Here is a 22,929-nt window from a genome sequence, read left to right as displayed (position 1 = left end):
CCTACCCGGCCGGCAGCGTCAGGATCGCACGTGCGCCCAGCCCCGGCCCTTCGCTTTCCAGCCGCAGGCTGCCGCCCATCGCCGCCATCCAGTTCGCGCACCAGTGCAGTCCCAGCCCGCCGGACTTGGCCTTGCGGGTCGAATAGCCGCGCTGGAACAGCATCGGCGCATCGACCGGATCGAACCCCTCGCCGTCGTCGAGGATCGTCACGCTTACCGCCGGCCCGTCGGCGATCGTCACGATGACCTGCCCGTCGCCGTCGCCTCGCGCCGCGATGGCTTCGGCGGCATTGCGGAACAGGTTGCCGATCACCTGGCTCAGGATCACCCGATCGGCGCGGACCCAGCAGGGCGACGCCGGAAAGGACACCGCGATCGATCGCGTGTCGCCATAGCGCGCGATCGCGCCGTTGCGCGCGATCAGGTCGGTCACGTCGCACCGGTCGAGCATCGGCGCCTCTCCGCCCGCCTCCTGCGGTCCGCCGATGATGTCGAGCACATTGTCCAGCGCCGCCCGCCCGGTTTCGAACTGCGCCAGCCGGTCCGCCCGCGCTCGCGCCGCCGCGTCGATGGCGGCCAGGATATAGGCGAGGAGCTTTTCCCGGCGGTCGGGCGATGCGTCCTGCCCCGCCAGTTCGGCCACCGCCCGTTCGATCATCGCGCGTTCGGCGACCGGCGGCTGGGCAAGGCCGTGCGACAGGATCGCGCTGATCGGCGACAAGGCGTTGCGGGCATTGTGCACCAGCGCCGCGCGGCTCTCCGTCCGTCCCAGCCGAAAGGAGCGTAGTTCACGCTGGCCCGCCTGCTCCTGCAACTGCCGCCGCACCTGCACCAGATGGCGCGACAGCGACCGTATCTCGGCCGGCATCGACGGGGCAGCGGTGTCCGCTTCTTCCATCGCCGACAGCGCCTGCCTGATCCGGTGCAGCGGGTCGGTCACCCACCGCGCAACGGCGTGCCGCAGGGTCGCCAGCAGCAGCAGGAGAAGCACGATGCCGGCCGCCATGCTCCACATCGCGACGGCCGTGCCCGCAAGAACCGCCAGCACCGTCGCCGACAGCACGATAGCGACCCCTCCGACCAGCGCCAGTCGCCGGAGCAGCACGGCGCCGATCGACCGGGCGTCGCGTACGGTCATTCCGTCGCCATCCGCTCCCGCATCATTCCGCCACGTGCCATGGCGGTCGCGGTCGCGCCGTCGACGGGCCGCGCGAAATAATAGCCCTGAAGATGCGAACAGCCCGCCAGTCGCAGCGCCTGCAACTGATGTTCGGTTTCCACCCCCTCGGCGATCACCTGCAACCGCAGGGCGCGGGCGAGGTGGATGATCGAATGGACGATCGCCGCGCTTTCGCGCTCGCGCCCCATGCCGTCGATGAAGCTGCGATCGATCTTCAGGCAGTCGAGCGCGAACTTGCGGATGTTGTAAAGCGAGGAATAGCCGGTCCCGAAATCGTCCAGCGCGATGCGAAAGCCCATCTGCCGCAGCCGGTACAGCGTATCGGCGGCGCGTTCGGCATCGTCGAAGATCGCGGTTTCGGTAATCTCGATCTGCAACCGGTCGGGGGCGACGCCGGCCCGCTGCACCTTTTCCACCAGATGCCCGACGAAATTCTGTCGCCGGAACTGGCGCGGCGAAAAATTGACCGAGACATACTGCCCCGGCCATGCGGGCAGCATCGCCAGCGCGGCATCGAGTACCCATTCGCCGAGGTCATGAATCAGGTTCGATTCCTCGGCGATGGGGACGAACGTCGCCGGACCGATCGCGCCGTGATCGGGGCTGTTCCAGCGCAACAGCCCTTCGAACCCGACGACCGCCAGCGTGTCCTGCGCCACGATCGGCTGATAGAGCAGCGCCAGTTCCCGGTTCGCGATCGCCTGTGTCAGCCCCTGTTCGACGCGGCGGCGAAAGCGGATCGTTTCGTCCATGCTGTCGTCGAACAGCCGCACGACGCCGCGACCCGACCGCTTCGCCTCGTTCAGCGCAAGGTCGGCGCGACGCATGACGTCGACCGGGTCGCGCCCCCCGTCCCCGGCCACCATCACCACGCCGATCGACGCCGCGCCATGGATCGGATGGCCGAACACCTGCAGATCCGCCGAACAGGCCAGCACCAGCCGTTCGCAGCGCAGCACCGCTTCATCGGCATTGTCCGCGCGGAGCAACACGCCGAACTCGTCCCCGCCCAGCCGCGCGACGAACCCGTCCTCGCCGACCTGATCGATCAGGATCGCGCAGATGGTACGGATCAGTTCGTCCCCGACCAGATGGCCCAGCGTGTCGTTGATGAGCTTGAACCGGTCGAGATCGATCATCGCCATCGCGAAACTGTCCGTCCGGCGCGCCTGTTCGGACAGGATGCGCAGGAACGCCAGCCGGTTGGGCGCACCGGTCAGCGAATCGCGATTGGCGAGGCGGATCGCCTTGCTCTCGTTCGCTGCCAGTTCGCGCGCCTGTTCCTCCAGCTCCTCGATCTTGGTGGCCAGCGCCGCGCGGGTACGGGCCAGCGCGCGATCCGCCAGCCAGCGATGCGACAGCGCGGTCGCGGTCTGCACCACTTCGTCGGCGGTGAAGGGCTTGGCGATGTAGAACAGCCGGTCGGGAGGGCCGGCGACATGGGCGATCTGCGCCGGGGAGAAATCGGAATAGCCGGTCACGATCACGATCTGCACGTCGGGGTCGATCGCCCGGATACGCCGCCCGGTTTCGCGCCCGTCGATGCCCGGTGGCATCCGCACGTCGATGAAGGCGACGGCGAAGCGGCGATCGGCCCGCACCGCCCGCTCGACCGCCGCGACCGCCTCGCCGCCCTGGTGCACATGATCCAGCGTCAGCCGCAGCGGTTTCGCATTGCCCGGCGTCACATCGTCGAACAGCTGCGCGGCAAGATCGGCCAGCGCCGCCGCGTCGTCCGCCGGGGCGAACGACATGCGGTAGGAGTCATGCACCACGGGATCGTCGTCGACGATCAGGATGCGTGCCACGGGATCATCGGGTTCCATAACGTCTGCAAACTTGCCCGGCTGGCGACGAAGGTCGCTGGAATTGCCGGGTCAGCGCGCGACGGGCCGTTTCGATCCCGTTTCATATGCCGGACCGCCAAGCTCGGCGGGGGAACGGTCGGTGGGATGCGTGCTGCCTTGCTTCGTCAACCCGGACTGGTTCCGGTCGACATTCATATTCTATTTCGTCACCCCGGACTTGTTCCGGGGTCCACAGAGCCGCAATCGCGATTGCCGCGCCGTGGACCCCGGCCTTCGCCGGGGTACGGCGAGGCGTTGGCTCTGTTCGGCACCTTCACAGAGGTCTCGAACAAGTCGGGGGTGACGAAGGGATCGTACGTCGCTCATCGATCACCTTCGGATTGGCTGAATGTCGCGTCCGCGCTGGTTCCGGGGTGACGACAAGAGAAGCGTCGCGATCGATCCGACGGAGAGCATCGCGTCTGGTCAGCGGGGCGGCACGATGCCAGAAGGCGCGCATGGGCGCACAGCATTCCGGCCATGGGCATGGCAACCACGATTACGGACATGGTCACGCGCACGGGCCGGGCGGGCATCATCACATGCCGACCGATTTCGGCCGGGCCTTTGCGATCGGGACGCTGCTGAACATCGGCTTCGTCATCGTCGAAGGGGGCGCCGGCTTCTGGTTCGATTCGGTCGCGCTGCTGGCCGATGCCGGGCATAATCTGTCCGACGTGCTGGGCCTGTTGATCGCATGGGGCGGCATGGAACTGGCCAAGCGCCCGGCGACGCCGCGCTTCACCTATGGGCTGGGCGCGTCGACCATCCTCGCGGCGCTCGCCAATGCACTGGTGCTGTTGATGGCGGTGGGCGCCATCCTGCTGGAGACGATCCAGCGGCTGGGCAGCCCGCGCGCGATCGACGGCTGGCCGGTGGTGTGGGTCGCGCTGGCGGGGATCGTCGTCAACCTGGCCACCGCCCTGTTGTTCGCGCGCGGGCGCCATGGCGACGTGAATGTCCGGGGCGCCTATCTCCACATGGCGGCCGATGCCGCCGTGTCGGCGGGGGTGGTCGTCGCGGGGCTGGTGATCCTGTGGACCGGCGCGACGTGGATCGACCCGCTGGTCAGCCTGATCGTCGTCGCGATCATCCTGATCGGGACGTGGGGGCTGCTCAGCGAATCGCTGCTGCTGGCGCTACAGGCGGTGCCGCGCGGGATCGATACGCAGGCGGTCGAGGCGGTGCTTGCCAGCCAGCCGGGCGTCGTGCGTGTCCACGACCTGCATATCTGGCCGATGAGCACCACCGAAACCGCGCTCACCGCGCATCTGGTGATGCCCGGCGGCCATCCGGGGGATGCGTTCCTGTCCGCGCTGGGCGAGCGGTTGCAGCGCGACTTCGGTATCGGCCATGCGACGGTGCAGATCGAGACGGGCGACGATTGCGCGATGGTGCACGCGCATTGAGGGCGGAGAAGCGAACCCACCCCCACCACCGTGACCGTCATCCCCACGCAGGCGGGGATCCATATACGCCATCGTCGCTGATGGATTCGAACCGTTAGTGTCTATGGATTCCCGCCTGCGCGGGAATGACAACGCACTTCGTCCGATTACCGCGCCACCGACACGCGGTAGACCATGCGGTGATGGTACGGCTTGCCCGGCTCGACCCGTGCCGATCCGAACGCCGGCTGGTTGGGCGTGTCAGGGAATTTCTGTGGTTCCAGCGCGATGCCGTCGCCCATGCGGTACACATGGCCCTGCTTGCCCACCAGCGTCCCGTCGAGGAAATTGCCCGAGTAGAATTGCACGCCCGGTTCGGTCGTCAGCACCTCCAGCACCCGGCCCGAGGCGGGGTCCTCCAGCCGGGCGGCCAGCTTCGGTTCGCGGGTGATGCCGGCGTCGAGGACGAAATTATGGTCGTACCCCCGTCCGGCAACGATCTGCGCATCGCGGCCGTCGCGCACATCCTGCCCGACGATCCGGCCACGGGTGAAGTCGAACACCGTGCCCTTCACCGCGCGACGCTCCCCGGTCGGGATCAGCGCGGCGTTGACCGGCGTGTACCGGCTGGCGGGGATGGTCAGGCGATGATTCATCGTCCCGATCGTGCTTCCTTCCCCGCCCATGTCGAACAGCGCGTGGTTGGTCAGGTTGACGATGGTCGGCGCATCGCTCTTCGCATCGAAATCGATCGTCAGCGCGCCCTTATCGTCCAGCGCGTAGGTGACGGTGACGTCGAGGGTGCCGGGATAGCCCTGATCCCCACTCGGGCTGTTCAGCGCCAGCGTGACCGAGGCAATCGGGCCATTCTTGACCGACACGATCCGCCACACCCGCTTGTCGAAACCGACCGTGCCGCCGTGCAGCGAGTTGGCCTTGTCGTTCCGGGTCAGCTGATACGCTTTCCCATCCAGCGTGAACGTGCCGCCGGCGATGCGGTTGGCATAGCGGCCGATCGTCTGCCCCCAGTAATTGGGCGCGGTGATATAGCTGGCGGCATCGTCATAGCCGAGCGTCACGTCGGCGACCTTGCCATTGCGATCGGGCGCGTTGAACGCCTGGAGCGTGGCGCCCAGCGTCATGATCCGCGCGCTGACGCCGTTGCTGCCGGTCAGCGTTACTGCCTCGACCGCCGTCCCGTCGGGCAGCTTGCCGAAGCTGAACCGTTTGGCCGTCGCCGCACCGGCTTCGCCTGCGCACAGCGCCAGCGCCGCGACCATCGTGCCGGCCCAGATTGCCCGTTTCATCGTCACCCTCCCAAAGCGACCGGCGGGCCTATCGTGCCGCGTCCGATCCGTCGGGGACGATATAGTCCGACAATAAGCGCCAGTTCAAGCGTGGTGCGTCAGCCGTCGCCCAGCCGTTCGATGTCGGCGCCTACCGCCTGCAGCTTTTCCTCCAGCCGTTCATAGCCGCGATCGAGGTGATAGACGCGGCTGACCGACGTCTCCCCCTCCGCCGCCAGCCCGGCGATGATGAGGCTCATCGACGCGCGCAGGTCGGTCGCCATCACCGGCGCGCCGATCAGCCCGGCGACGCCGCGCACCACCGCCGACCGGCCGGTGACGGTGATGTCCGCCCCCATCCGCGCCAGTTCGGGGACGTGCATGTAGCGGTTCTCGAAGATCGTCTCGGTCAGGACGCTGGCCCCGTCGGCGCGGGTCAGCAGCGCCATGAACTGCGCCTGCATGTCGGTCGCGAAGCCCGGATAGGGCGCGGTCGACAGGTTGACCGGGCGGATCGGGCCACTTGCCTCGACGAACAGCGACGTCGCTTCCTCACGCACCGCGACGCCCGCTTCGACCAGCGCGTCGATGGTCGCGCGCATGTCGCCGGGCACGACGTTCGCCAGTTCGACCGCCCCCCCGGTGATCGCGGCGGCACAGGCATAGCTGCCCGCCTCGATCCGGTCGGGCATGACGGCATAGGTCGCGCCATGCAGCCGGTCGCGGCCCTCGATGGTCAGCGTATCGCTGCCGATGCCGTCGATCACCGCGCCCATCGCGACGAGGCAGCGGCACAGGTCGACGATTTCCGGTTCGCGCGCCGCGTTTTCGAGGACGCTGGTGCCCTTGGCCAGCACCGCCGCCATCACCGCATTCTCGGTCGCGCCGACCGACACCACCGGGAAGCGGTAGCGCCCGCCGGGCAGGCGTCCGCCCGGTGCCGTCGCCTTCACATAGCCCGCCGCCAGTTCGATCTCGGCACCCAGTGCTTCGAGCGCCTTCAGGTGGAGGTCGATCGGGCGGTTGCCGATCGCGCAGCCGCCGGGCAGCGACACCGTCGCCTCACCGGCGCGCGCGACCAGCGGCCCCAGCACCAGGATCGAGGCGCGCATCTTGCGCACGATGTCATAAGGAGCAATGGTCGAGGTCAGCCGCTGCCCGCGCATGGTCATCACCCGGCCGAACTCGCTGGGGTGCGAACCCTCGATCGTGGTCGACACGCCGAACTGGTTGAGCAGATGGCCGAAGCTGTCGACATCCGCCAGGCGCGGCAGATTGCGCAGCGTCAGCGGTTCTTCGGTCAGCAGCGCGCAAGGCAGCAGCGTCAGTGCCGCGTTCTTGGCCCCGGAAATGACGATGCGGCCCGACAGGCGATTGCCGCCGCGAATGACGATACGATCCATGGAGCAGCTTCTAGTGTGTAGCGACACGCGCGCAAGGGGGCGCCGCCGCGATCAGGCCGCTACCGCCTGCGCCGCGACGAACGGTGCGATCACGCCCAGCGCGCGGTCGACATAGGTCACCTTTTCACCGACCGGCGCGACATAATGGACCGCCGCCTCCGCGTCGGCGAGCGAGGCACCGCGCGCGATCATCCATGCGGCCAGATATTGCGAGGCCATGCAGCCGCCGGCGGTCGCGACATTGCCATGCGCCACGAACGGCGCATCGATCACGTCGACCCCGGCCTCGACCACCCACGGCTTCGTCGTCAGGTCGGTGCAGGCGGGCAGGTCGCCGATCAGACCCAGCTTTGCCAGCAGCAACGTGCCCGAACATTGCGCGCCGATCAGCTGGCGCGCCGGGTCGAGCGCGAGTTGCGCCAGCAGCGCAGCATCGGTCGCGATCTCCCGCGTGGCGATACCGCTGCCGATCAGCACCGCATCCGCCTCTTGCGCGAAGGCGATCGGGCGCTGGCGGCGGACGGTCACGCCGTTCATCGACGTCACCTCTTCAGTGGGCGACGTGATCCACGCGTTCCAGCCCTGCGGCCGCATCCGGTTGAGGATGCCCGCCGCGATGAACGAATCGAGTTCGTTGAACCCGTCGAAGGTGAGGACCGCGATCTGCATGGGGAACGATCGTAGAGCGTGCGGACGGATGTGCAATCGGCGGCCGGACGCGCCGCCCCTGCATCCGTTCGGTATGCCGCCCGCCCCCTCCACCAGCCTGCGGCCGGTCCCCCTCCCCGTGCCGGGGAGGATTTGGGGATCAGCGACCGTTCAGAAAATCCGCCTCGCTATACGGTTCGAACGGGAAGGCCCGTCCTTCGGGTGAGCCGAGGTCACGCATGTAGGTGCGGCCATCGGCGCTGCGGTAGAAGGCCAGCCGCTGCACATCGCGAGCGATCCCTCCCTCCACCCGGACTTCATTGCCGACGATCGTGTAGCGGCCCTGCGGATTGCCCCAGCCGCTATAGACGATCCAGCTGCCGTCGGGGCGCAGGCACATTGGGCCGCCATCAGGCATGTAAGGCGGTGATTGCAGGCAGGACATCGCGACCCGCCGGATGTCGGCGGGCGTCATCGCCGTCAGACTGCGCGGATCGACAGGGGGTGCCGGCGGTGGCGGGGCAGTGTCGAACACGGCGAGCCTTGCCGGATCGTCCGGCGGATCGGGCTGGCAGGCGGTCAGGAGCAGTGGCAGCGCGCACATAGAAGCCGCGCCGCGCTTCACCTCACGCCTTCTCCAGCGTGCATTGCAGCGGGTGCTGATTCTGGCGGGCGAAGTCCATCACCTGCGCGACCTTCGTCTCGGCCACCTCATAGGTGAAAACGCCGCAGACGCCGACGCCGCGCTGGTGGACGTGCAGCATCACCCGCGTCGCCTCCTCCATGTTCATGCGGAAGAAGCGTTGCAAGCACAGCACGACGAACTCCATCGGCGTATAGTCGTCGTTGAGCATCAGGACGCGATAGGGCGTCGGCTTCTTGACGCGAGTCTGGGTGGCGACGCCGAGGCCGGTCGCGTGGTCGTCGTCATGGTCGCGGTCGTCACCGGCCGTCGGGATGCAGGGCTGTCGAGACATGTCGCCCCAAAATATGGCATTGCCGGGCAGTAGGGCAAGGGGGCGTCGAGGTTAACGCTTGGGTAGCCGTCGCATTGCAATGCAGCGCCCCTGCTTACCCACTTCGAAGAAAAATGATCGGGTGTTCGCGCGGAGGCGCGGAGGGCGCGGAGATGTCCCGCCCGAGGCGGCGCGGGTCCTTTCTTCTCGGGACGAAAGGAAGTAGGCTCTTGCGCGTCCCATTCGGCTCCGCTGCGTCCTCCGCGCGAACATGCGGTACCTTTTCGCTGTCAAGCTCGTCGCAGCGCTGGCGAATGCTGCTCTTCTTTCCCGCGCAGGCAGGAATCCGATAGCTGCCGACGCCCGCCTGCTGGGGAGTGACGACGGTAATGGGACGAAGCCCTGCGTGCAGCGAATCGATTGGTCGATCTGCCCTAGAGTTTGATCCATCTATGTGGAAACGTCACCCCAGCGAAGGTTGGGGTCTCCAGCGGCTCCTGCTGCGCGCTGCAACCGGAAGATCCCAGCCTTCGCTGGGATGACGCATGGTGCAAACGAGGTGGATCAAACTCTAGCGAGCGCGATTGCGGCTCGGCGGACCCCAGAACACGTCCGGGGCGACGATAGACCGGTGAAGTCGATTGGCCCCAGCCTTCGCCGGGAAGATCTGCGGCTCAGGGTCGATGGATCGGACCCCGTCCGGCTGCGGGACCGGAATGGCGATCGGCCGGGCAGCGCAACGGCCCACCAACGAAAGGGGCGGCCGCTTGCGCGACCGCCCCCTGTCCGTTCGGCTGAACCGGTCGCTTATGCGACGGTCTTTACCTTGTCGGCGGCAACCGCGACGCGGCTGCTGATCGGCTGCGCGGCGTCGCCGGCCAGCTTGATCATCATTTCGGTGGTCTTCGACGCTTCGGCGACGAACGAGTCGAACGACTGACGCACGAAATCCGACTGGAGCTTCATGAATTCGGTCGGCGACTTGACCGACGCCAGCGTCTTGGCGGTCGTGGTCGCGTGTTCGAACGACTTGCGGCCATATTCGGCCATTTCCTGGCCCAGCGATTCGAGGCCCTTGGCGGCGATGCGGCTGGCTTCGACCATCGCTTCGATGTTGCCCTTGGCCATCTCGTTCATTTCCTCGAAGCCCTTGGCGCCCTTTTCCATGGCGGCCTTGGCCTTCTCGTTCATGTCGGCCATCATCGCCTGCGCCTTGTTGGCGGCGTTCTGGGTGGTGGCGGTCGCTTCGTTGGTGACGTCCATGGTCTTTTCCTCGACTTGCGCGGTCACGGTGTCGACCGCCGCGGTGGTTTCCTCGACCGCGTTGTGCGCGGTTTCGACTACGGCTTCCGCCGCCTTGGCCACCGGTTCCGCGACGGGCGCGGGATCGACGGCGGGTAGTTCAACCTTGAAGGGCAATTCGCTTGGGCCAGCCTTTGGCTCGGCGACGAACGGCACCGGCGGTACATCCGCCTTTACCGGTTCGACGACCGGCGCGGCCGGCGCCGACACGGCAGCCTCCACCGGAGCGGTCGCGACCGGGCGGGTGGAACGGGAACTGGCGGGCTTGCGCGCGCCGGTCTTCGGACCTCTCGTAGCCACTCGGACTTCTCCATCTCTTGCTGCTGCGACGCACCAAATAGCGAAAGTCCGTGACCGTTTCAAGACGGATTTTGTGCAGCGCAACATAAATATGCTGCGCGTTTTTACCGGTACTTAGCGTGTTCGGACATACTCGCCTGGTGCGTCGCACAGCGCCGGCGCGTCGCCGCTACCCGGCACGCGCGCGCCGGTTGCCGGAACGGTCGCGCCATCGGCCACGGCGATCCACCGGCGCCAGTCCGGCCACCAGCTGCCCTTGGTTTCGGCAGCACCCGCGACGAACGCGGCCAGCGAGTCGGCCGGCGCGTCGTTGGTCCAATATTGATATTTGCCGGCCGAAGGCGGGTTCACCACGCCCGCGATATGCCCCGACCCGGCAAGGACGAAGCGCAGCGGCCCGGCGAAATGTTCGGTCACCTTCCACACGCTTTCGGGCGGCGCGATATGGTCCTCGCGCCCCGCCTGGATATAAGCAGGGGTTTTCACGGTGGAGAGGTCGATCGGCACACCGTCAACGGTCATCGACCCGGCCTGCACCAGCCGGTTATCGCGGTACAGGTCGGTCAGATAACCCAGATGCCAGTTCGCCGGCAGGTTGGTGACGTCAGCGTTCCAGTGCAGCAGGTCGAACGGCGCATAGTCGTTGCCCAGCAGATAGTTGTTGGTGACGTAATTCCAGATCAGGTCGCGCCCGCGCAACAGGTTGAACGTGGCGGCCATGTACCGACCGTCGAGATAGCCGTCCTTGCCGACCTGCCGGATCATCTTGAGCTGTTCATCATCGACGAACAGCGACAATTCGCCGGCATCGGCAAAGTCGACCTGCGCGGTGAAGAAGGTGGCGGTGGCGACCTTCGCCGCTTCCCCCCGCGCCGCCAGCAGCGCCAGCGTCGCAGCCAGTGTCGTGCCGGCCACGCAGTAGCCGATGGTATGGACCGATTCGACGCCCAGCAGCTCGCGCACCGTATCGATCGCATCGACCTGTCCGCGCACGACATAATCGTCCCACGTCACGTCCTTCATCGACGCATCCGCCGACTTCCACGACACGACGAACACGCTCAGCCCCTGCTCCACCGCCCAGCGGATGAAGCTCTTCTCCGGTGTCAGGTCGAGGATGTAGAAGCGGTTGATCCACGGCGGAAAGATCAGCAGCGGGATCGCGCCCACCGTCTCGGTCGTCGGGGCATAGTGGATCAGTTCGTAGAGCGGCGTGCGCTTCACGACCTTGCCCGGCGTGGTCGCGACGTTGCGGCCCAGCTCGAACGCGCTGGTATCGCTCTGCGTCATCTGCCCCTTGGCCATGTCGGCCAGCATGTTCTGCAAGCCCTTGAGCAGGTTTTCGCCGCGCGTCTCGATGATCTTTTCGACCACCAGCGGATTGGTGGTGGGGAAATTGGTCGGGCTCATCGCGTCGATCAATCCGCGCGTGGCGAAACGAAGCTGTTCCTTCTGCTTGGGTTCCACGCCATCCAGCGCATCGACGCTTTTCAGCATATGGTCGGCGACCAGGAAATAGCTCTGGCGGATGAACGCAAACAGCGGGTCGTCATGCCATTGCCTGGCCTTGAACCGTTTGTCGCGGGCGCGCTCGGGCGACTCGTCGGCCGGGGCGGCACCCGCCGGATCGAGGAAGCGCTGCCACAGCTTCATCGTATCGGTCCAGAAGTCGCTCTGCGCCTTCAGGATGCCGGTGGGATCGGGGATCGCCGGCGTCCGCTCCAGCAGGTCGATACCCTGCTCCAGCATCATCTGCTGCGCCCGGCCCAGCATCTGCGTCCAGTGCTGCAAATCTTCCAGCGACATCGGCGCGGACAGGCGCGCGGCGGACGGCGCATTCGACTCGGCGGTCATTTTCTTCTCCCATGGGCAGGCGGGCCTACCCGTTAGTTGCTTCCTAGCGTAAGGACGGCCCGGAAAGGAACGAGAATGTCTGACGAATTCTACCGCATGAAGCGCCTGCCCCCCTATGTCATCGCCGAAGTCAATGCGATGCGGGCGGCGGCGCGAGCGGGGGGCGAGGACATTATCGATCTGGGCATGGGCAATCCCGACCTGCCGCCGCCGGATCACGTCATCGAAAAGCTGGTCGAGGTGGCGCGCAAGCCATCGGCGCACGGCTATTCGCAGTCGCGTGGGATTCCCGGGCTGCGCAAAGCGCAGGCGAATTATTACGGCCGCCGCTTCGGCGTCGACATCGATCCCGAAACCGAGGTCGTGGTGACGATGGGGTCGAAGGAGGGGCTGGCCAGCCTGGCGACCGCGATCACCGCGCCGGGGGACGTGATCCTCGCGCCCAATCCCAGCTATCCGATCCATATGTTCGGCTTCATCATCGCCGGCGCGACGATCCGCGCGGTGCCGACGACGCCCGATGAACATTATTTCGAAAGCCTCGAACGCGCGATGGCATTCACCGTGCCGCGCCCCAGCGTGCTGGTGATGGGATATCCGTCGAACCCGACCGCCGAAGTGGTCGATCTCGCCTTCTACGAACGCGTCGTGGCATTCGCGAAGGAACATGGCCTGTGGATCATCTCCGACCTCGCCTATTCCGAGCTATATTATGACGGCTGCCCGACGCCCTCGATCCTGCAGGTGAAGGGGGCGAAGGACGTCGCGATCGAGTTCACGTCGCTCAGCAAGACCTATTCGATGGCCGGATGGCGCATGGGCTTCGGCGTCGGCAACAAGAAGCTGATCGCGGCGATGACGCGGGTGAAATCCTATCTCGATTACGGTGCCTTCACCCCGATCCAGGCGGCGGCGTGCGCCGCGCTCAACGGCCCGCAGGACATCGTCGAGAAGAACCGCCAACTCTATCACAAGCGCCGCGACGTGCTGGTCGAGAGCTTCGGGCGCGCCGGGTGGGACATTCCCAGCCCCCGCGCGTCGATGTTCGCCTGGGCGCCGCTGCCCCCGGCGCTCGCGCATCTCGGATCGCTGGAGTTTTCGAAGCAGTTGCTGACCGAGGCGAAGGTCGCGGTCGCCCCTGGCGTCGGCTACGGCGAGAATGGCGAGGGCTATGTCCGCATCGCCATGGTCGAGAACGAACAGCGACTGCGCCAGGCGGCGCGCAACGTGAAGAAATATCTCCAGTCGATGGGGGTCAATACGCCGGCCGGGCGGAACGCGGGCTGATCCGCCAATGATCGTCATTCCCGCACGGGCGGGAATGACGAAGCGAGAGGGGCGGAACCGTCCGGTCTGCCCGGCACTTTACCGCCCGCCCCCCGACGGAGCCTGCCCATGACCGACCTTCCCCTCGAACTCACCCTGCTCGGCTGGTCGGTCGTGCTGCTGGTCGTGGCGATCCTGCTGCAAGGGCAACTGGCCACGCGCGAACTGGGCGTCGGGTGGAATGCCGGCCCGCGCGACGGCGACCAGCATCCCAAGGGGGCACTGTCCGGCCGTGCCCAGCGCGCGCTCGACAATTTCAAGGAAACCTATCCCGCGTTCATCGCGCTGGCGCTGGCGCTGGCCGTCAGCGGCAGGACCGGCGGGCTGGGCGCGACCGGCGCACTGCTGTGGTTCGCCGCGCGCATCGTCTATCACCCGCTCTATCTGTTCGGGGTGCCCTATCTGCGCAGCCTCGTATGGGGCGTATCGATGGTTGGCCTGTTGCTGATGCTGATCCGGCTATTGTGACAAAGTGTTGCTTGCGCAGCCCCAGATTTTCCTCGCTACGCACCGGCGCGGCGGTGTCGCACGTCATGGCGCCCGGCATCCCGCGCGGGCGGAGTCGTCGCCATGTTCCTGTTCCAAGGTCTTGAGAGCCACCCGCGCAGTTTCGTGAAGGCCGTGTCGTGGCGCACCGTCGGATCGATCGACACCTTCGTGCTGGGCCTGTTCTTTTCCGGGTCCGCCAGGCTTGCCGGGGCGATCGCGGGGACCGAGGTCATTACCAAGATCCTGCTATTCTATTTCCACGAACGCGCCTGGTCGCTGGTCCGGTGGGGCCATCGCCCCGACGCCGCGGCAGAAACCGCGCCGGTCGCCGAACCCGTACCTGCCACCGCGACGGCGACCGGCTGACGCCGGTCAGTCGCGCACGACGTCCGCTTCCAGCGCCCAGAGCAGGTCGCTCTTGTCGAGGACTCGGCCGTCATGGCTGTGCACCGCGACGGTGGCGATCGGCCGGCGGTCGCGCGCATCGACCAGGATCGGCGTCGCCGCGACACAGGTTTCCCACCGCTCGCCCCATTGGCGCAGCGCCACCATCGTCGGCAGCAATGCCCTGCCCTTCTCGGTCAGGCGATATTCGATCTTCCGCCGATCCTCGGCCACCGTACGCCGTTCGAGAATGCCGTGCCCGACCAGCCGCGACAGCCGGTTGGCGAGGATGTTGCGCGCGATGCCCAGTTCCGACTGGAATTCCTCGAAATGGCACAGGCCATTGAACGATCCGCGCAGGATCAGGAACGACCAGCGTTCGCCCATCGCCTCCAGCGCGGCCGGAAGGCTGCATCGGTTGGCCAGTTCGCGCAGCGGTTCTCGCAGGGTCGTCGTCATTGCCTCCGGTCTAGCGCAACCCCGTGTCGAAAGGAAATAGCTGTGATCTCGCAATCGCAGCAAAGATATTCATTTGCAACTTACACCAGTGTATATTAGCTGCGATGCCAACGAATCGCTGGAGACGTGCATCATGAAGACCCTGGCTCTGCTGGCCGCCGCCCTTGCCCTGCCCTTCGGCGCTGCCGCACAGCCGGCGCGCGGGTACAGCGCGGTGCCGGCCACTGCCCCCACCATCGCCGCCATGATGACCCGCAGCACGCCGTGGAAATGCGCCGCCGATCGCTGCGTCACCAACCGGACCGAGGGCAGCCCGCTGACCATGTGCCAGCTCGCGGCGAAGGAGCTGGGTACCCTCACCGCCTTCACCGCCAATGGCGAGGCCTTTGCCGCCGAGCAGCTCGCCAAATGCAACACCCGCGCCAAGAGTGCGTAAGGCCGGTTAAAAACGGTTGCATTGGCCTACCGCCCCGCTCCATCAAGATACCATGCTGCGGCAGTATGAATTGGTGGAGCGGGTCAAGGCCTATGATCCCGACGCGGACGAGGCGCTGCTGAACCGCGCCTATGTCTTTTCGATGCACGCGCATGGCAGCCAGAAGCGCGCATCCGGCGACCCCTATTTCAGCCACCCGATCGAGGTGGCCGGCATCCTGACCGACCTGCACCTCGACGACGAGACGATCGCGACCGCGATCCTGCACGACACGGTCGAGGATACCGTCGCCACGCATGAGGAAATCCAGGCCAAGTTCGGCGAAAATGTCGCACGGCTGGTCGAGGGCGTGACGAAGCTCAGCAAGATCGAGGCGCAGACCGAGAACGAGCGCGCCGCCGAAAACCTGCGCAAGTTCCTGCTGGCGATGTCGGATGACATCCGCGTGCTGCTGGTGAAGCTGGCCGACCGGCTGCACAACATGCGCACGCTCCATCACATCTCGAAGCCCGACAAGCGCAAGCGGATCGCGCGCGAGACGATGGACATCTATGCCCCGCTCGCCGAGCGGATCGGCATGTACGAGTTCATGAACGAGATGCAGACGCTGGCATTTCGCGAGATCGAACCCGAGGCGTATGAATCGATCACGCTGCGCCTCGAACAGCTCGAGGCCGGCGGGGGCGACCGCGTCACCAAGATCGGCGGCGACCTGAAGGCGATGCTCGATCGCCACGGCATCACCGCCGAGGTATCGGGCCGGCGCAAGCATCCCTATTCGATCTGGCGCAAGATGTCGGAACGGCATGTCACGCTGGAACAGCTCAGCGACATCATCGCCTTTCGCGCGATCGTCGACAGCGAGGAGGAATGCTACCGCGCGCTGGGCATCATCCATCGCCGCTGGCCGATGGTGCCGGGGCGGTTCAAGGACTATATCTCGACGCCCAAGCGCAACGGATACCGTTCGCTCCACACCGCCGTCATCCACGCCGAGAACATGCGGATCGAGGTGCAGATCCGCACGCGCGAGATGCACGCACAGGCCGAATTCGGGCTGGCGGCGCACTGGGCCTACAAGCAGGATGCGGTGCGCCCCGATACGCAGGTCCGCTGGATTCGCGACCTCGTCGAAATCCTCGACAATGCGGAAAGCCCCGAGGAGCTGCTCGAACATACCCGCATGGCGATGTATGCCGACCGCATCTTCGCCTTCACGCCGAAGGGCGAACTGCACCAGCTGCCCAAGGGCGCGACGCCGATCGACTTCGCCTATGCGGTGCATACCGATCTGGGCGACCAGGCGGTGGGGGCGAAGGTCAATGGCGGCGTCGTACCGCTACGCACCGAGCTGAAGAACGGCGATCAGGTGCAGATTTTGCGCTCGAAAGCGCAGCGGCCGCAGGCGAATTGGCTCAATTTCGCGATCACAGGCAAGGCTCGCGCTGCGATCCGCCGCTACATCCGCCTGCGCGAACGCGAAGAGACGGTGGCGCTGGGCGCCAAGCTTTATCAGGAACTCATCGCCCGCCTGCCGGTGCCGCCGGGCAGCGACGCGCTGGGCGAAGGGCTGAAGCGGCTGAAGATCGCCGACGAGGCGACGCTGTTCGAAGGGCTGGCGCGCGGCAAGCTGACCGAGGAAGCGGTGATGGAGGCGGTCATGCCCGGCGCCATCGCCGATCCGAAGGCCGAGCCGATCCCGGCGCAGCGCGCGCCGATCGAGATCAAGGGGCTGACCGCCGGGGTCGGCTACGACCTCGCCCCCTGCTGCCACCCGGTGCCGGGCGACCGCATCATCGGCGTGCGGCGCGGGGAAGGCCGGTTCGAGGTGCATGAGATCGGATGCCGCGAGATCGAGGCGATCGACCCGCACCACTGGATCGACCTGACCTGGGGCGACAATGCCGAGGGGGCGACCGCGCGCATCGCGGTCACGCTGAAGAACGAACCCGGTGCGCTGGGCGCGGTCGCGACCGTGATCGGCGGGCACAAGGCGAACATCCTCGGCCTGCGGCTCGACAACCGCGATACGACCTTCCACACCAACACGATCGACGTGGAGGTGCGCGACGCCGCGCATCTGATGAAACTGCTCGCCGGGCTGCGCGCGGCGGATGCGGTGAACAAGGCGGAACGGATGTAGGGCGGGTCGACATTCACATTCTATTTTGTCACCCCGGACTTATTCCGGGGTCCACCGAGCCGCGATTACGATCGACAGAGCCTCACGCCGCACCGATTGCCGCGCCGTGGACCCCGACAAGTCCGGGGTGACGGGTGGGCTGGAGGCGTCGCTCGGGAACGACACCCCGAGTAGCAAGTCGATCGGCCCTAGGACCGAACGCTCTCCCCTGTCCTTGGACATACCCCCCGCCCGCGCGGGGGTACCGACTTCCGCCGTCCCGCACGGTGCGCGGAACGGCGCCCCTCCCTTCAATCCTCGGCAATCAGGCTGTCGTGGCGGGTGTCGCGCATCCGCAGATAGACGATCAGCGAAATCCCGATCATCGCGGTGACGTACCAGTAGAAGCCCTGCTCCCACCCGGCGGCCTTGAACTTCAGCGCGACCCATTCGGCGGTGCCGCCGAAGATCGTGTTCGCCAGCGCATAGGGCAGCGCGACGCCCAGCGCGCGGATATGCGCGGGGAACAGCTCCGCCTTCACCACCGCGTTGATCGAGGTGTAGCCGGTGACGATGATGAGTGCGGCCATCACCAGCAGCCCGGCGGTGAACATGTCCTGCGTCTGCGACAGGGCGGTGAAGATCGGATAGGTGAACAGCACGCCCGCCACGCCGAAGGCGATCATCAGCGGCTTACGCCCGATCCTGTCGCTCAGCGCCCCGGCCAGCGGTTGCAGGCACATGAAGACGAACAATGTGACCGCGTTGATCTGCGTCGCGGCTTCCTTGGTAAAGCCCGACGTATTGACCAGGAACTTCTGCATGTAGATCGAGTAGGCGTAGAAGGCGAGCGTACCGCCGGCGGTCAGCAGCATGACCAGCGCGGTTTCCTTCGGGTGATTGCGCAGCAGGGTGAGGAAGCCGGACTTCGGCGCGTCGGACGCCTTGGCGTTCTTGAAGCTCTCCGTCTCGGCAAGGCCACGACGCAGGCGGAACACGACGACGGCCAGCACCGCGCCGATCGCGAAGGGAATGCGCCAGCCCCATTCCTCCAGCGCCGGCTTGCTCATCACGTTCTGGAGCACCAGCAGCAGCAGAATCGCGAGCAACTGGCCCGAGATGAGCGTCACATATTGGAAGGACGAGAAGAACCCGCGCCGGTCCTTGCCCGCCATTTCCGACAGATAGGTCGCGCTGGCACCATATTCGCCGCCGACCGACAGGCCCTGCATCAACCGCGCAACGACCAGCAACGCCGGCGCCATCACGCCGATCGTGTCATAGCCCGGAGTCAGCGCGATGATGAGCGAGCCGGCGCACATCAGCGTGACCGACAGCGTCAGCCCCGCCTTGCGCCCATGGCGGTCGGAATAGACGCCCATCACCCACGCACCGATCGGCCGCATGACGAAGCCGACCGCGAACACCGCCGCCGCGCTCAGCAACTGCGCGGTCTGATCGTCGCTGGGGAAGAAGTGCGGCGCGAAATACAGGGTGAAGGCGGCATAGACATACCAGTCGAACCATTCGACCAGATTGCCGGTCGATCCGCCGATGATCGATTTCAGCCGGGTGTTGGTCGATGGTCCCGCCCCTGTCGCGGGATGGGTCAAGGGTTTCGTCGCCACATCGTCTCTCCCAATATCATGTCGTTGTAATGTCACAGGAATCGGCCTTCGATCGGGACGGATGGCCGGGCGCGATCGACCGCCGTCGATGCCACTGGCAATTTGGCGACCGGACGGGCGGCGAGGCGCCTGTCGTTACTGTCCGCGAAAGCCATGTCCGATCCTCTCTCACCCGATATTTCGGTAGGCCGTCAGGATGCAGCGCCAGGCGCGATCCGCAAAACACTTGTTTTCCGCCAATATTTTTCCGCTTTATCAGGATGTTGACGGAAATAGTGCTGCCAGCGATACATACGACTGTGCAAGATTCCGCATGACAGGCCATGGCGAATTGCAGCATCCTGCAATCATGCGGCTGCATCGCGCCTTTCCCGTGATCCTTGCCGGAGCGGTGGCCGTCGCGTTCGGACTGTTGATCTGGCTGTCGACGGCGGCGTGGCTCAACCAGTCGGCGCTGACCGACTTGCGCGCCACGGCGGACCGGGTCGCGGTGCAGCAGAACCGGCTGTTCGCCAGCGACCTGACGCAGTTCCGCCTGCTGCCGCTGGTGCTCGGCGAATATACCGATCTGGCCGAGGCGCTGCGCCAGGGCGATCCGGCCGCGCGGCGGCGGATGGATGGCAAGCTGAAGCTGCTTGCCGAACGAACGGGCGCGCCGGTCCTCTACCTGATCGACCGGTCCGGCGACACGGTGTCGGCCTCCAATGCCGATACGCCAGAGAGCTTCGTCGGACGCAACTACCGCTTCCGCCCCTATTTCGTCGGCGCGCTGCGCAGCGGCGCAACGGAATATTATGCGGTCGGGAACGTCAGCGGCCGGCCGGGGCTGTTCCTGACCCGCCGGGTCGGCACCGCCGCCGATCCGGCCGGCGTGGTCGTGGTGAAGGTCGAGTTCGACAAGCTCGTTGGCATCTGGCGCAGCGATCCGGGACAGACCTTCGTCATGGACGGGCGCGGCATCATCCTGTTCGCGACCGACCCGGCCGAGCGATTCCGTATCACCCGCCCGCTGACGGCGGCGGATCGCACGGCGATGGCCAGCGCGGCCCAGTTCGGCGACGCCGCGTTGTCGCCCAGCCGATATCGGTGGCGGGACGACGGCACTGCCCGCGCGCCGGACGGTGCCGAACTGATCGTCGAGGCGGTCGATATGCCGGTGCCGGGATGGCGGCTGGTCCACGTGACCCCGGTCGCCGACGCGCTGAGCGAGGCGGCCTATCTGGCACGGCTGACCGGACTGATCGCGGTGCTGATCGCCGGGCTGGCCGCAGGACTGGTCCTGTGGCGGATCACCCGCGCCGCCGACGCCGCCCGCGAACGGGCCGCGCTGGAGACGGCGGTCGCCACCCGGACGGCGGAACTGCGCTATGAAATCGCCGAGCGGACGCGGATCGACCGCAGGTTCCGCGAGGCGCGCGAGGAGCTGGCGCAGGCCAACCGGCTGGGGTCGCTGGGGTCGATCACCGCCGGCCTGGCGCATGAGATCAACCAGCCGGTCGCCACGATCCGTACCCTGTCCGAAAACGCGCAGGCGCATCTGGTCGCCGGACGGCTCGACCGGGTTGCCGCCAATCTCGACAGTGCCATCGCCCTGACGGCGAAGATCGGTGCGATCACGCAGGAAATGCGCCGCTTCGCCCGGCGCGGGGTGGGCGTGGTCGGACCGGTTCCGCTCGACGCGGTGGTCGCCGGCACACGGTTGTTGATCGGCGACAGGTTCCGTACGGCAGGCGTCGCGATGGACTGGCCACCACCGGGCCAACCCGATGTGATCGCGGGTCGGGTGCGGCTGGAACAGGTGCTGGTCAACCTGCTCCAGAACGCGCTCGACGCGGTAGCCGGACGGGACCATCCGCAGGTGACGCTGACCGTCGAGGAAGTGGCGGACCGCGTCGCGCTGACCGTCACCGACAATGGTCCGGGCATCGATCCGGCAATAGCGGGGCAGATTTTCGACCCCTTCGTCACCGGCAGACTCGACGGGCTGGGGCTGGGCCTGGGGATCGTGCGCGACATCGTCACGGCGTTCGACGGCACGGTGGCGGTGGTGGCGTCGCCGCTGGGCGGGGCGGCGTTTCGGGTGACGGTCGCGCGGGCCAAGGAGATGACGCGATGAAGGTGCTGCTGATCGACGATGACGACGATCTGCGCGACGCGATCGTCGATACCTTCGCCATTGCCGGGATAGCGGTGGAATCGCACGCCGATGCGCGCGTCGCGCTGCACGACATGGGGACCGATTTCGCGGGTGTCGTCGTCACCGACATTCGGATGCCGGGCATGGATGGCCATGCCGTGTTCGATGCGGTCCATGCCAGCGACCCGGACGTGCCGGTGCTGCTGATGACCGGCCATGGCGACATCCCGATGGCGGTCGCGGCGATGGAGCGCGGGGCGTTCGACTTCCTCGCCAAGCCGTTCGCCACCGATCACCTGGTCGCCAGCGTCCGCCGCGCGCTGGAGACGCGGCGGCTGGTGCTGGAAAATCGCCGGTTGCGCGCGGCACTGCCGGCGGCGGAGGAGGATTTCCCGCTGATCGGCACCACGGCGGCGATGGCCAGCGTGCGCGACGCGATCCGGCAACTGGCGCAGGTCGAGGTCGATGTGCTGATCGAGGGGGAAACCGGCACCGGCAAGGAACTGGTCGCGCGGATGCTGCACCGCTGGAGCAAGCGCCGGGCACGCGAATTCGTCGCGATCGACTGTGCCGCCCTGCCCGATCACCTGGCCGACGAGGCGTTGTTCGGCGGACGGGCGCAACAGGGGCGGATCGGCGATGCCGACCGAGGCACGCTGTTCCTCGACGAAATCGACAGCATGTCGAGCGCGTTGCAGGGCAAGCTGCTGCGCGTGATCGAGGAGCGCGAACTGCCCCCGGCGGGCGGGGGGTCGCCGCGCAGCGTCGACCTGCGCATCGTCGCCGCCGCGAAGGGCGATCTAGCGCGGGCCTGTGCCGAAGGGCGGTTCCGCGAGGACCTGCTCTACCGGCTGGAAACGGTGCGCGTGCGTATCCCGCCGTTACGCGAACGCCGCGCCGACGTGCCGCTGCTGTTCAGCTATTTCCTGCAGGAAGCCGCCGAGCGGTTCGGGCGCGACGTCCCGTCGCTCAACGCCGCGACCGAGGCGCGGCTGATGACCGACCCATGGCGCGGCAATGTGCGGGCGCTGCGCAACTTCGCGGTGCAGACCGCCCTGGCCCTGCCCGGCACCGATGGCGAGGAGGAGGCCCTGCCCCTGGCAGAACGCGTGGCCCGGTTCGAAACGGCAGTCATCGCCGAAGCGCTGACCAAGGCGTCGGGCGACGTCGCCGCCGCAGCCGAGGCGCTGTCGATATCGCGACGCAGCCTGTACGACCGCCTGCAACGCTACGGCCTGGACCCCAGCGAACATCGCCAGCCGGGCTGACCCCGCCTGCCGGCGCAGTGCATTGTCGATCTGATTGAACCGCCACTGGCGCACCCGAAGGGATTCGAACCCCTGGCCTCTGCCTTCGGAGGGCACGCCGACGCCATTCTACTCTGTGTCTTGCGTTAATTTGGCAGCTTACGACTCGCGAAAGTGACGGTGTTCGACGCACGTTGCACGGACAAAGCCCGGACAGGTCAGCGGGTACCCTCTTCGCGCTCCAGTTGCCGCATCCAGTCCACCCGCTGGTCGTCAGTCATCATCTCCCAAGCGATGATCAGCGCGATCAGGTAGCCGGGCACATCGCCAAACTCGCCGCGCATTTGCCGGCTGATGGTATTTGCGGGCTTCCCGGCGATCGATGCCAGCGCCTTTTGCGTCAGGCCCGCCTCCTTCGCGCGAATCTGCCACGGCTGATTGTCCATCGGACGCGCCGTAAACCGCCCCGCTTCGTCTCGGCAAGCCATCAACGTCACGTTGATTATTTTCCTTGCAATTATCTACGTCACGTAGAAT

The 22,929-nt window shown here is 66.6% G+C and carries 20 protein-coding genes; 8 read left to right on the top strand and 12 right to left on the bottom strand.

What is annotated here, in order from left to right; genetic code table 11:
• Window position 1: 1 nt before the first annotated feature.
• A complete protein-coding gene (locus ASE83_RS14105; protein ID WP_055791453.1) occupies window positions 2-1,138 on the bottom strand; it encodes a sensor histidine kinase in 1,137 nt (378 codons plus the stop codon).
• Entirely contained in the window at window positions 1,135-3,006 is a 1,872-nt protein-coding gene (locus ASE83_RS14100) for a putative bifunctional diguanylate cyclase/phosphodiesterase (protein WP_055791449.1), read from the bottom strand. Before ASE83_RS14100 ends, ASE83_RS14105 begins: the two co-directional genes overlap by 4 nt.
• Window positions 3,007-3,485: 479 nt before the next feature.
• Here ASE83_RS14100 and ASE83_RS14095 point away from each other — a divergent pair, with 479 nt between their 5' ends.
• A complete protein-coding gene (locus ASE83_RS14095; protein WP_055791446.1) occupies window positions 3,486-4,436 on the top strand; it encodes a cation diffusion facilitator family transporter in 951 nt (316 codons plus the stop codon).
• Window positions 4,437-4,582: 146 nt separating this feature from the next.
• Here the strand turns inward: ASE83_RS14095 and ASE83_RS14090 are convergent, their stop codons facing one another.
• From ASE83_RS14090 to ASE83_RS14060, 7 genes are all read right to left on the bottom strand, one after another.
• The gene (locus tag ASE83_RS14090) at window positions 4,583-5,722 is read right to left on the bottom strand and encodes an aldose epimerase family protein (RefSeq protein WP_055791443.1); all 1,140 of its coding nucleotides are present in this window, start codon (window positions 5,720-5,722) and stop codon (window positions 4,583-4,585) included.
• A gap of 98 nt (window positions 5,723-5,820) precedes the next feature.
• On the bottom strand, window positions 5,821-7,104 hold the full coding sequence (gene murA / locus ASE83_RS14085) for a UDP-N-acetylglucosamine 1-carboxyvinyltransferase (RefSeq protein WP_055791441.1): 1,284 nt from the start codon (window positions 7,102-7,104) through the stop codon (window positions 5,821-5,823).
• A 51-nt stretch (window positions 7,105-7,155) separates the two neighbouring features.
• Window positions 7,156-7,773, bottom strand: coding sequence for a DJ-1/PfpI family protein (locus tag ASE83_RS14080; RefSeq protein ID WP_055791437.1), 618 nt, complete (start codon window positions 7,771-7,773; stop codon window positions 7,156-7,158).
• Window positions 7,774-7,912: 139 nt separating this feature from the next.
• Window positions 7,913-8,356, bottom strand: a complete 444-nt coding sequence (locus ASE83_RS18625; RefSeq protein ID WP_055899670.1) for a hypothetical protein — start codon at window positions 8,354-8,356, stop codon at window positions 7,913-7,915.
• 22 nt (window positions 8,357-8,378) lie between these two features.
• The gene (gene clpS / locus ASE83_RS14070) at window positions 8,379-8,729 is read right to left on the bottom strand and encodes an ATP-dependent Clp protease adapter ClpS (RefSeq protein WP_055791430.1); all 351 of its coding nucleotides are present in this window, start codon (window positions 8,727-8,729) and stop codon (window positions 8,379-8,381) included.
• Window positions 8,730-9,515: 786 nt separating this feature from the next.
• Complete coding sequence (gene phaP / locus ASE83_RS14065; protein ID WP_055791426.1) at window positions 9,516-10,310, bottom strand: phasin family protein; 795 nt, start codon at window positions 10,308-10,310, stop codon at window positions 9,516-9,518.
• 114 nt (window positions 10,311-10,424) lie between these two features.
• Window positions 10,425-12,164 (bottom strand): PHA/PHB synthase family protein, encoded by a 1,740-nt coding sequence (locus ASE83_RS14060; protein ID WP_055791423.1) that lies wholly within the window; start codon window positions 12,162-12,164, stop codon window positions 10,425-10,427.
• 75 nt (window positions 12,165-12,239) lie between these two features.
• On the opposite strand from ASE83_RS14060, the gene ASE83_RS14055 reads away from it, so the two are divergent.
• The 3 genes from ASE83_RS14055 (at window position 12,240) to ASE83_RS14045 (ending at window position 14,345) form a co-directional block, all read left to right on the top strand.
• Complete coding sequence (locus tag ASE83_RS14055; protein ID WP_055791422.1) at window positions 12,240-13,451, top strand: LL-diaminopimelate aminotransferase; 1,212 nt, start codon at window positions 12,240-12,242, stop codon at window positions 13,449-13,451.
• A 108-nt stretch (window positions 13,452-13,559) separates the two neighbouring features.
• Complete coding sequence (locus ASE83_RS14050) at window positions 13,560-13,958, top strand: MAPEG family protein (RefSeq protein WP_055791419.1); 399 nt, start codon at window positions 13,560-13,562, stop codon at window positions 13,956-13,958.
• A gap of 102 nt (window positions 13,959-14,060) precedes the next feature.
• Window positions 14,061-14,345 (top strand): DUF2061 domain-containing protein, encoded by a 285-nt coding sequence (locus tag ASE83_RS14045; RefSeq protein WP_082443355.1) that lies wholly within the window; start codon window positions 14,061-14,063, stop codon window positions 14,343-14,345.
• A 6-nt stretch (window positions 14,346-14,351) separates the two neighbouring features.
• Here the strand turns inward: ASE83_RS14045 and ASE83_RS14040 are convergent, their stop codons facing one another.
• Window positions 14,352-14,822 carry a winged helix-turn-helix transcriptional regulator gene (locus tag ASE83_RS14040; protein WP_055791416.1) on the bottom strand — a complete coding sequence of 157 codons (471 nt, stop codon included), beginning with the start codon at window positions 14,820-14,822 and terminating at the stop codon, window positions 14,352-14,354.
• A 133-nt stretch (window positions 14,823-14,955) separates the two neighbouring features.
• Here ASE83_RS14040 and ASE83_RS14035 point away from each other — a divergent pair, with 133 nt between their 5' ends.
• Window positions 14,956-15,258: a CC_3452 family protein gene (locus ASE83_RS14035; protein WP_156353187.1), complete on the top strand. Its 303-nt coding sequence runs from the start codon at window positions 14,956-14,958 to the stop codon at window positions 15,256-15,258.
• A gap of 52 nt (window positions 15,259-15,310) precedes the next feature.
• A complete protein-coding gene (locus ASE83_RS14030) occupies window positions 15,311-17,401 on the top strand; it encodes a RelA/SpoT family protein (RefSeq protein ID WP_055791410.1) in 2,091 nt (696 codons plus the stop codon).
• A 290-nt stretch (window positions 17,402-17,691) separates the two neighbouring features.
• Here the strand turns inward: ASE83_RS14030 and ASE83_RS14025 are convergent, their stop codons facing one another.
• A complete protein-coding gene (locus ASE83_RS14025) occupies window positions 17,692-19,008 on the bottom strand; it encodes an MFS transporter (RefSeq protein WP_235513252.1) in 1,317 nt (438 codons plus the stop codon).
• A 349-nt stretch (window positions 19,009-19,357) separates the two neighbouring features.
• On the opposite strand from ASE83_RS14025, the gene ASE83_RS14020 reads away from it, so the two are divergent.
• Together ASE83_RS14020 and ASE83_RS14015 are read left to right on the top strand one after the other, a co-directional pair.
• The gene (locus ASE83_RS14020) at window positions 19,358-21,124 is read left to right on the top strand and encodes a sensor histidine kinase (protein WP_055791837.1); all 1,767 of its coding nucleotides are present in this window, start codon (window positions 19,358-19,360) and stop codon (window positions 21,122-21,124) included.
• Window positions 21,121-22,413: a sigma-54-dependent transcriptional regulator gene (locus ASE83_RS14015; RefSeq protein WP_055791407.1), complete on the top strand. Its 1,293-nt coding sequence runs from the start codon at window positions 21,121-21,123 to the stop codon at window positions 22,411-22,413. The genes ASE83_RS14020 and ASE83_RS14015 overlap by 4 nt, the downstream gene beginning before the upstream one ends.
• 197 nt (window positions 22,414-22,610) lie before the next feature.
• On the opposite strand, the gene ASE83_RS14010 is transcribed toward ASE83_RS14015, so the two are convergent.
• Window positions 22,611-22,838, bottom strand: coding sequence for a hypothetical protein (locus tag ASE83_RS14010; RefSeq protein ID WP_055791404.1), 228 nt, complete (start codon window positions 22,836-22,838; stop codon window positions 22,611-22,613).
• Window positions 22,839-22,929: the final 91 nt, after the last annotated feature.

This window comes from Sphingomonas sp. Leaf32 (assembly GCF_001421765.1).
In the GTDB taxonomy this organism is placed as follows: Bacteria; Pseudomonadota; Alphaproteobacteria; order Sphingomonadales; family Sphingomonadaceae; genus Sphingomonas.
The sequence above is the reverse complement of the archived record's forward strand: the minus strand, read 5'-3'. Positions and strand labels throughout refer to the sequence as shown.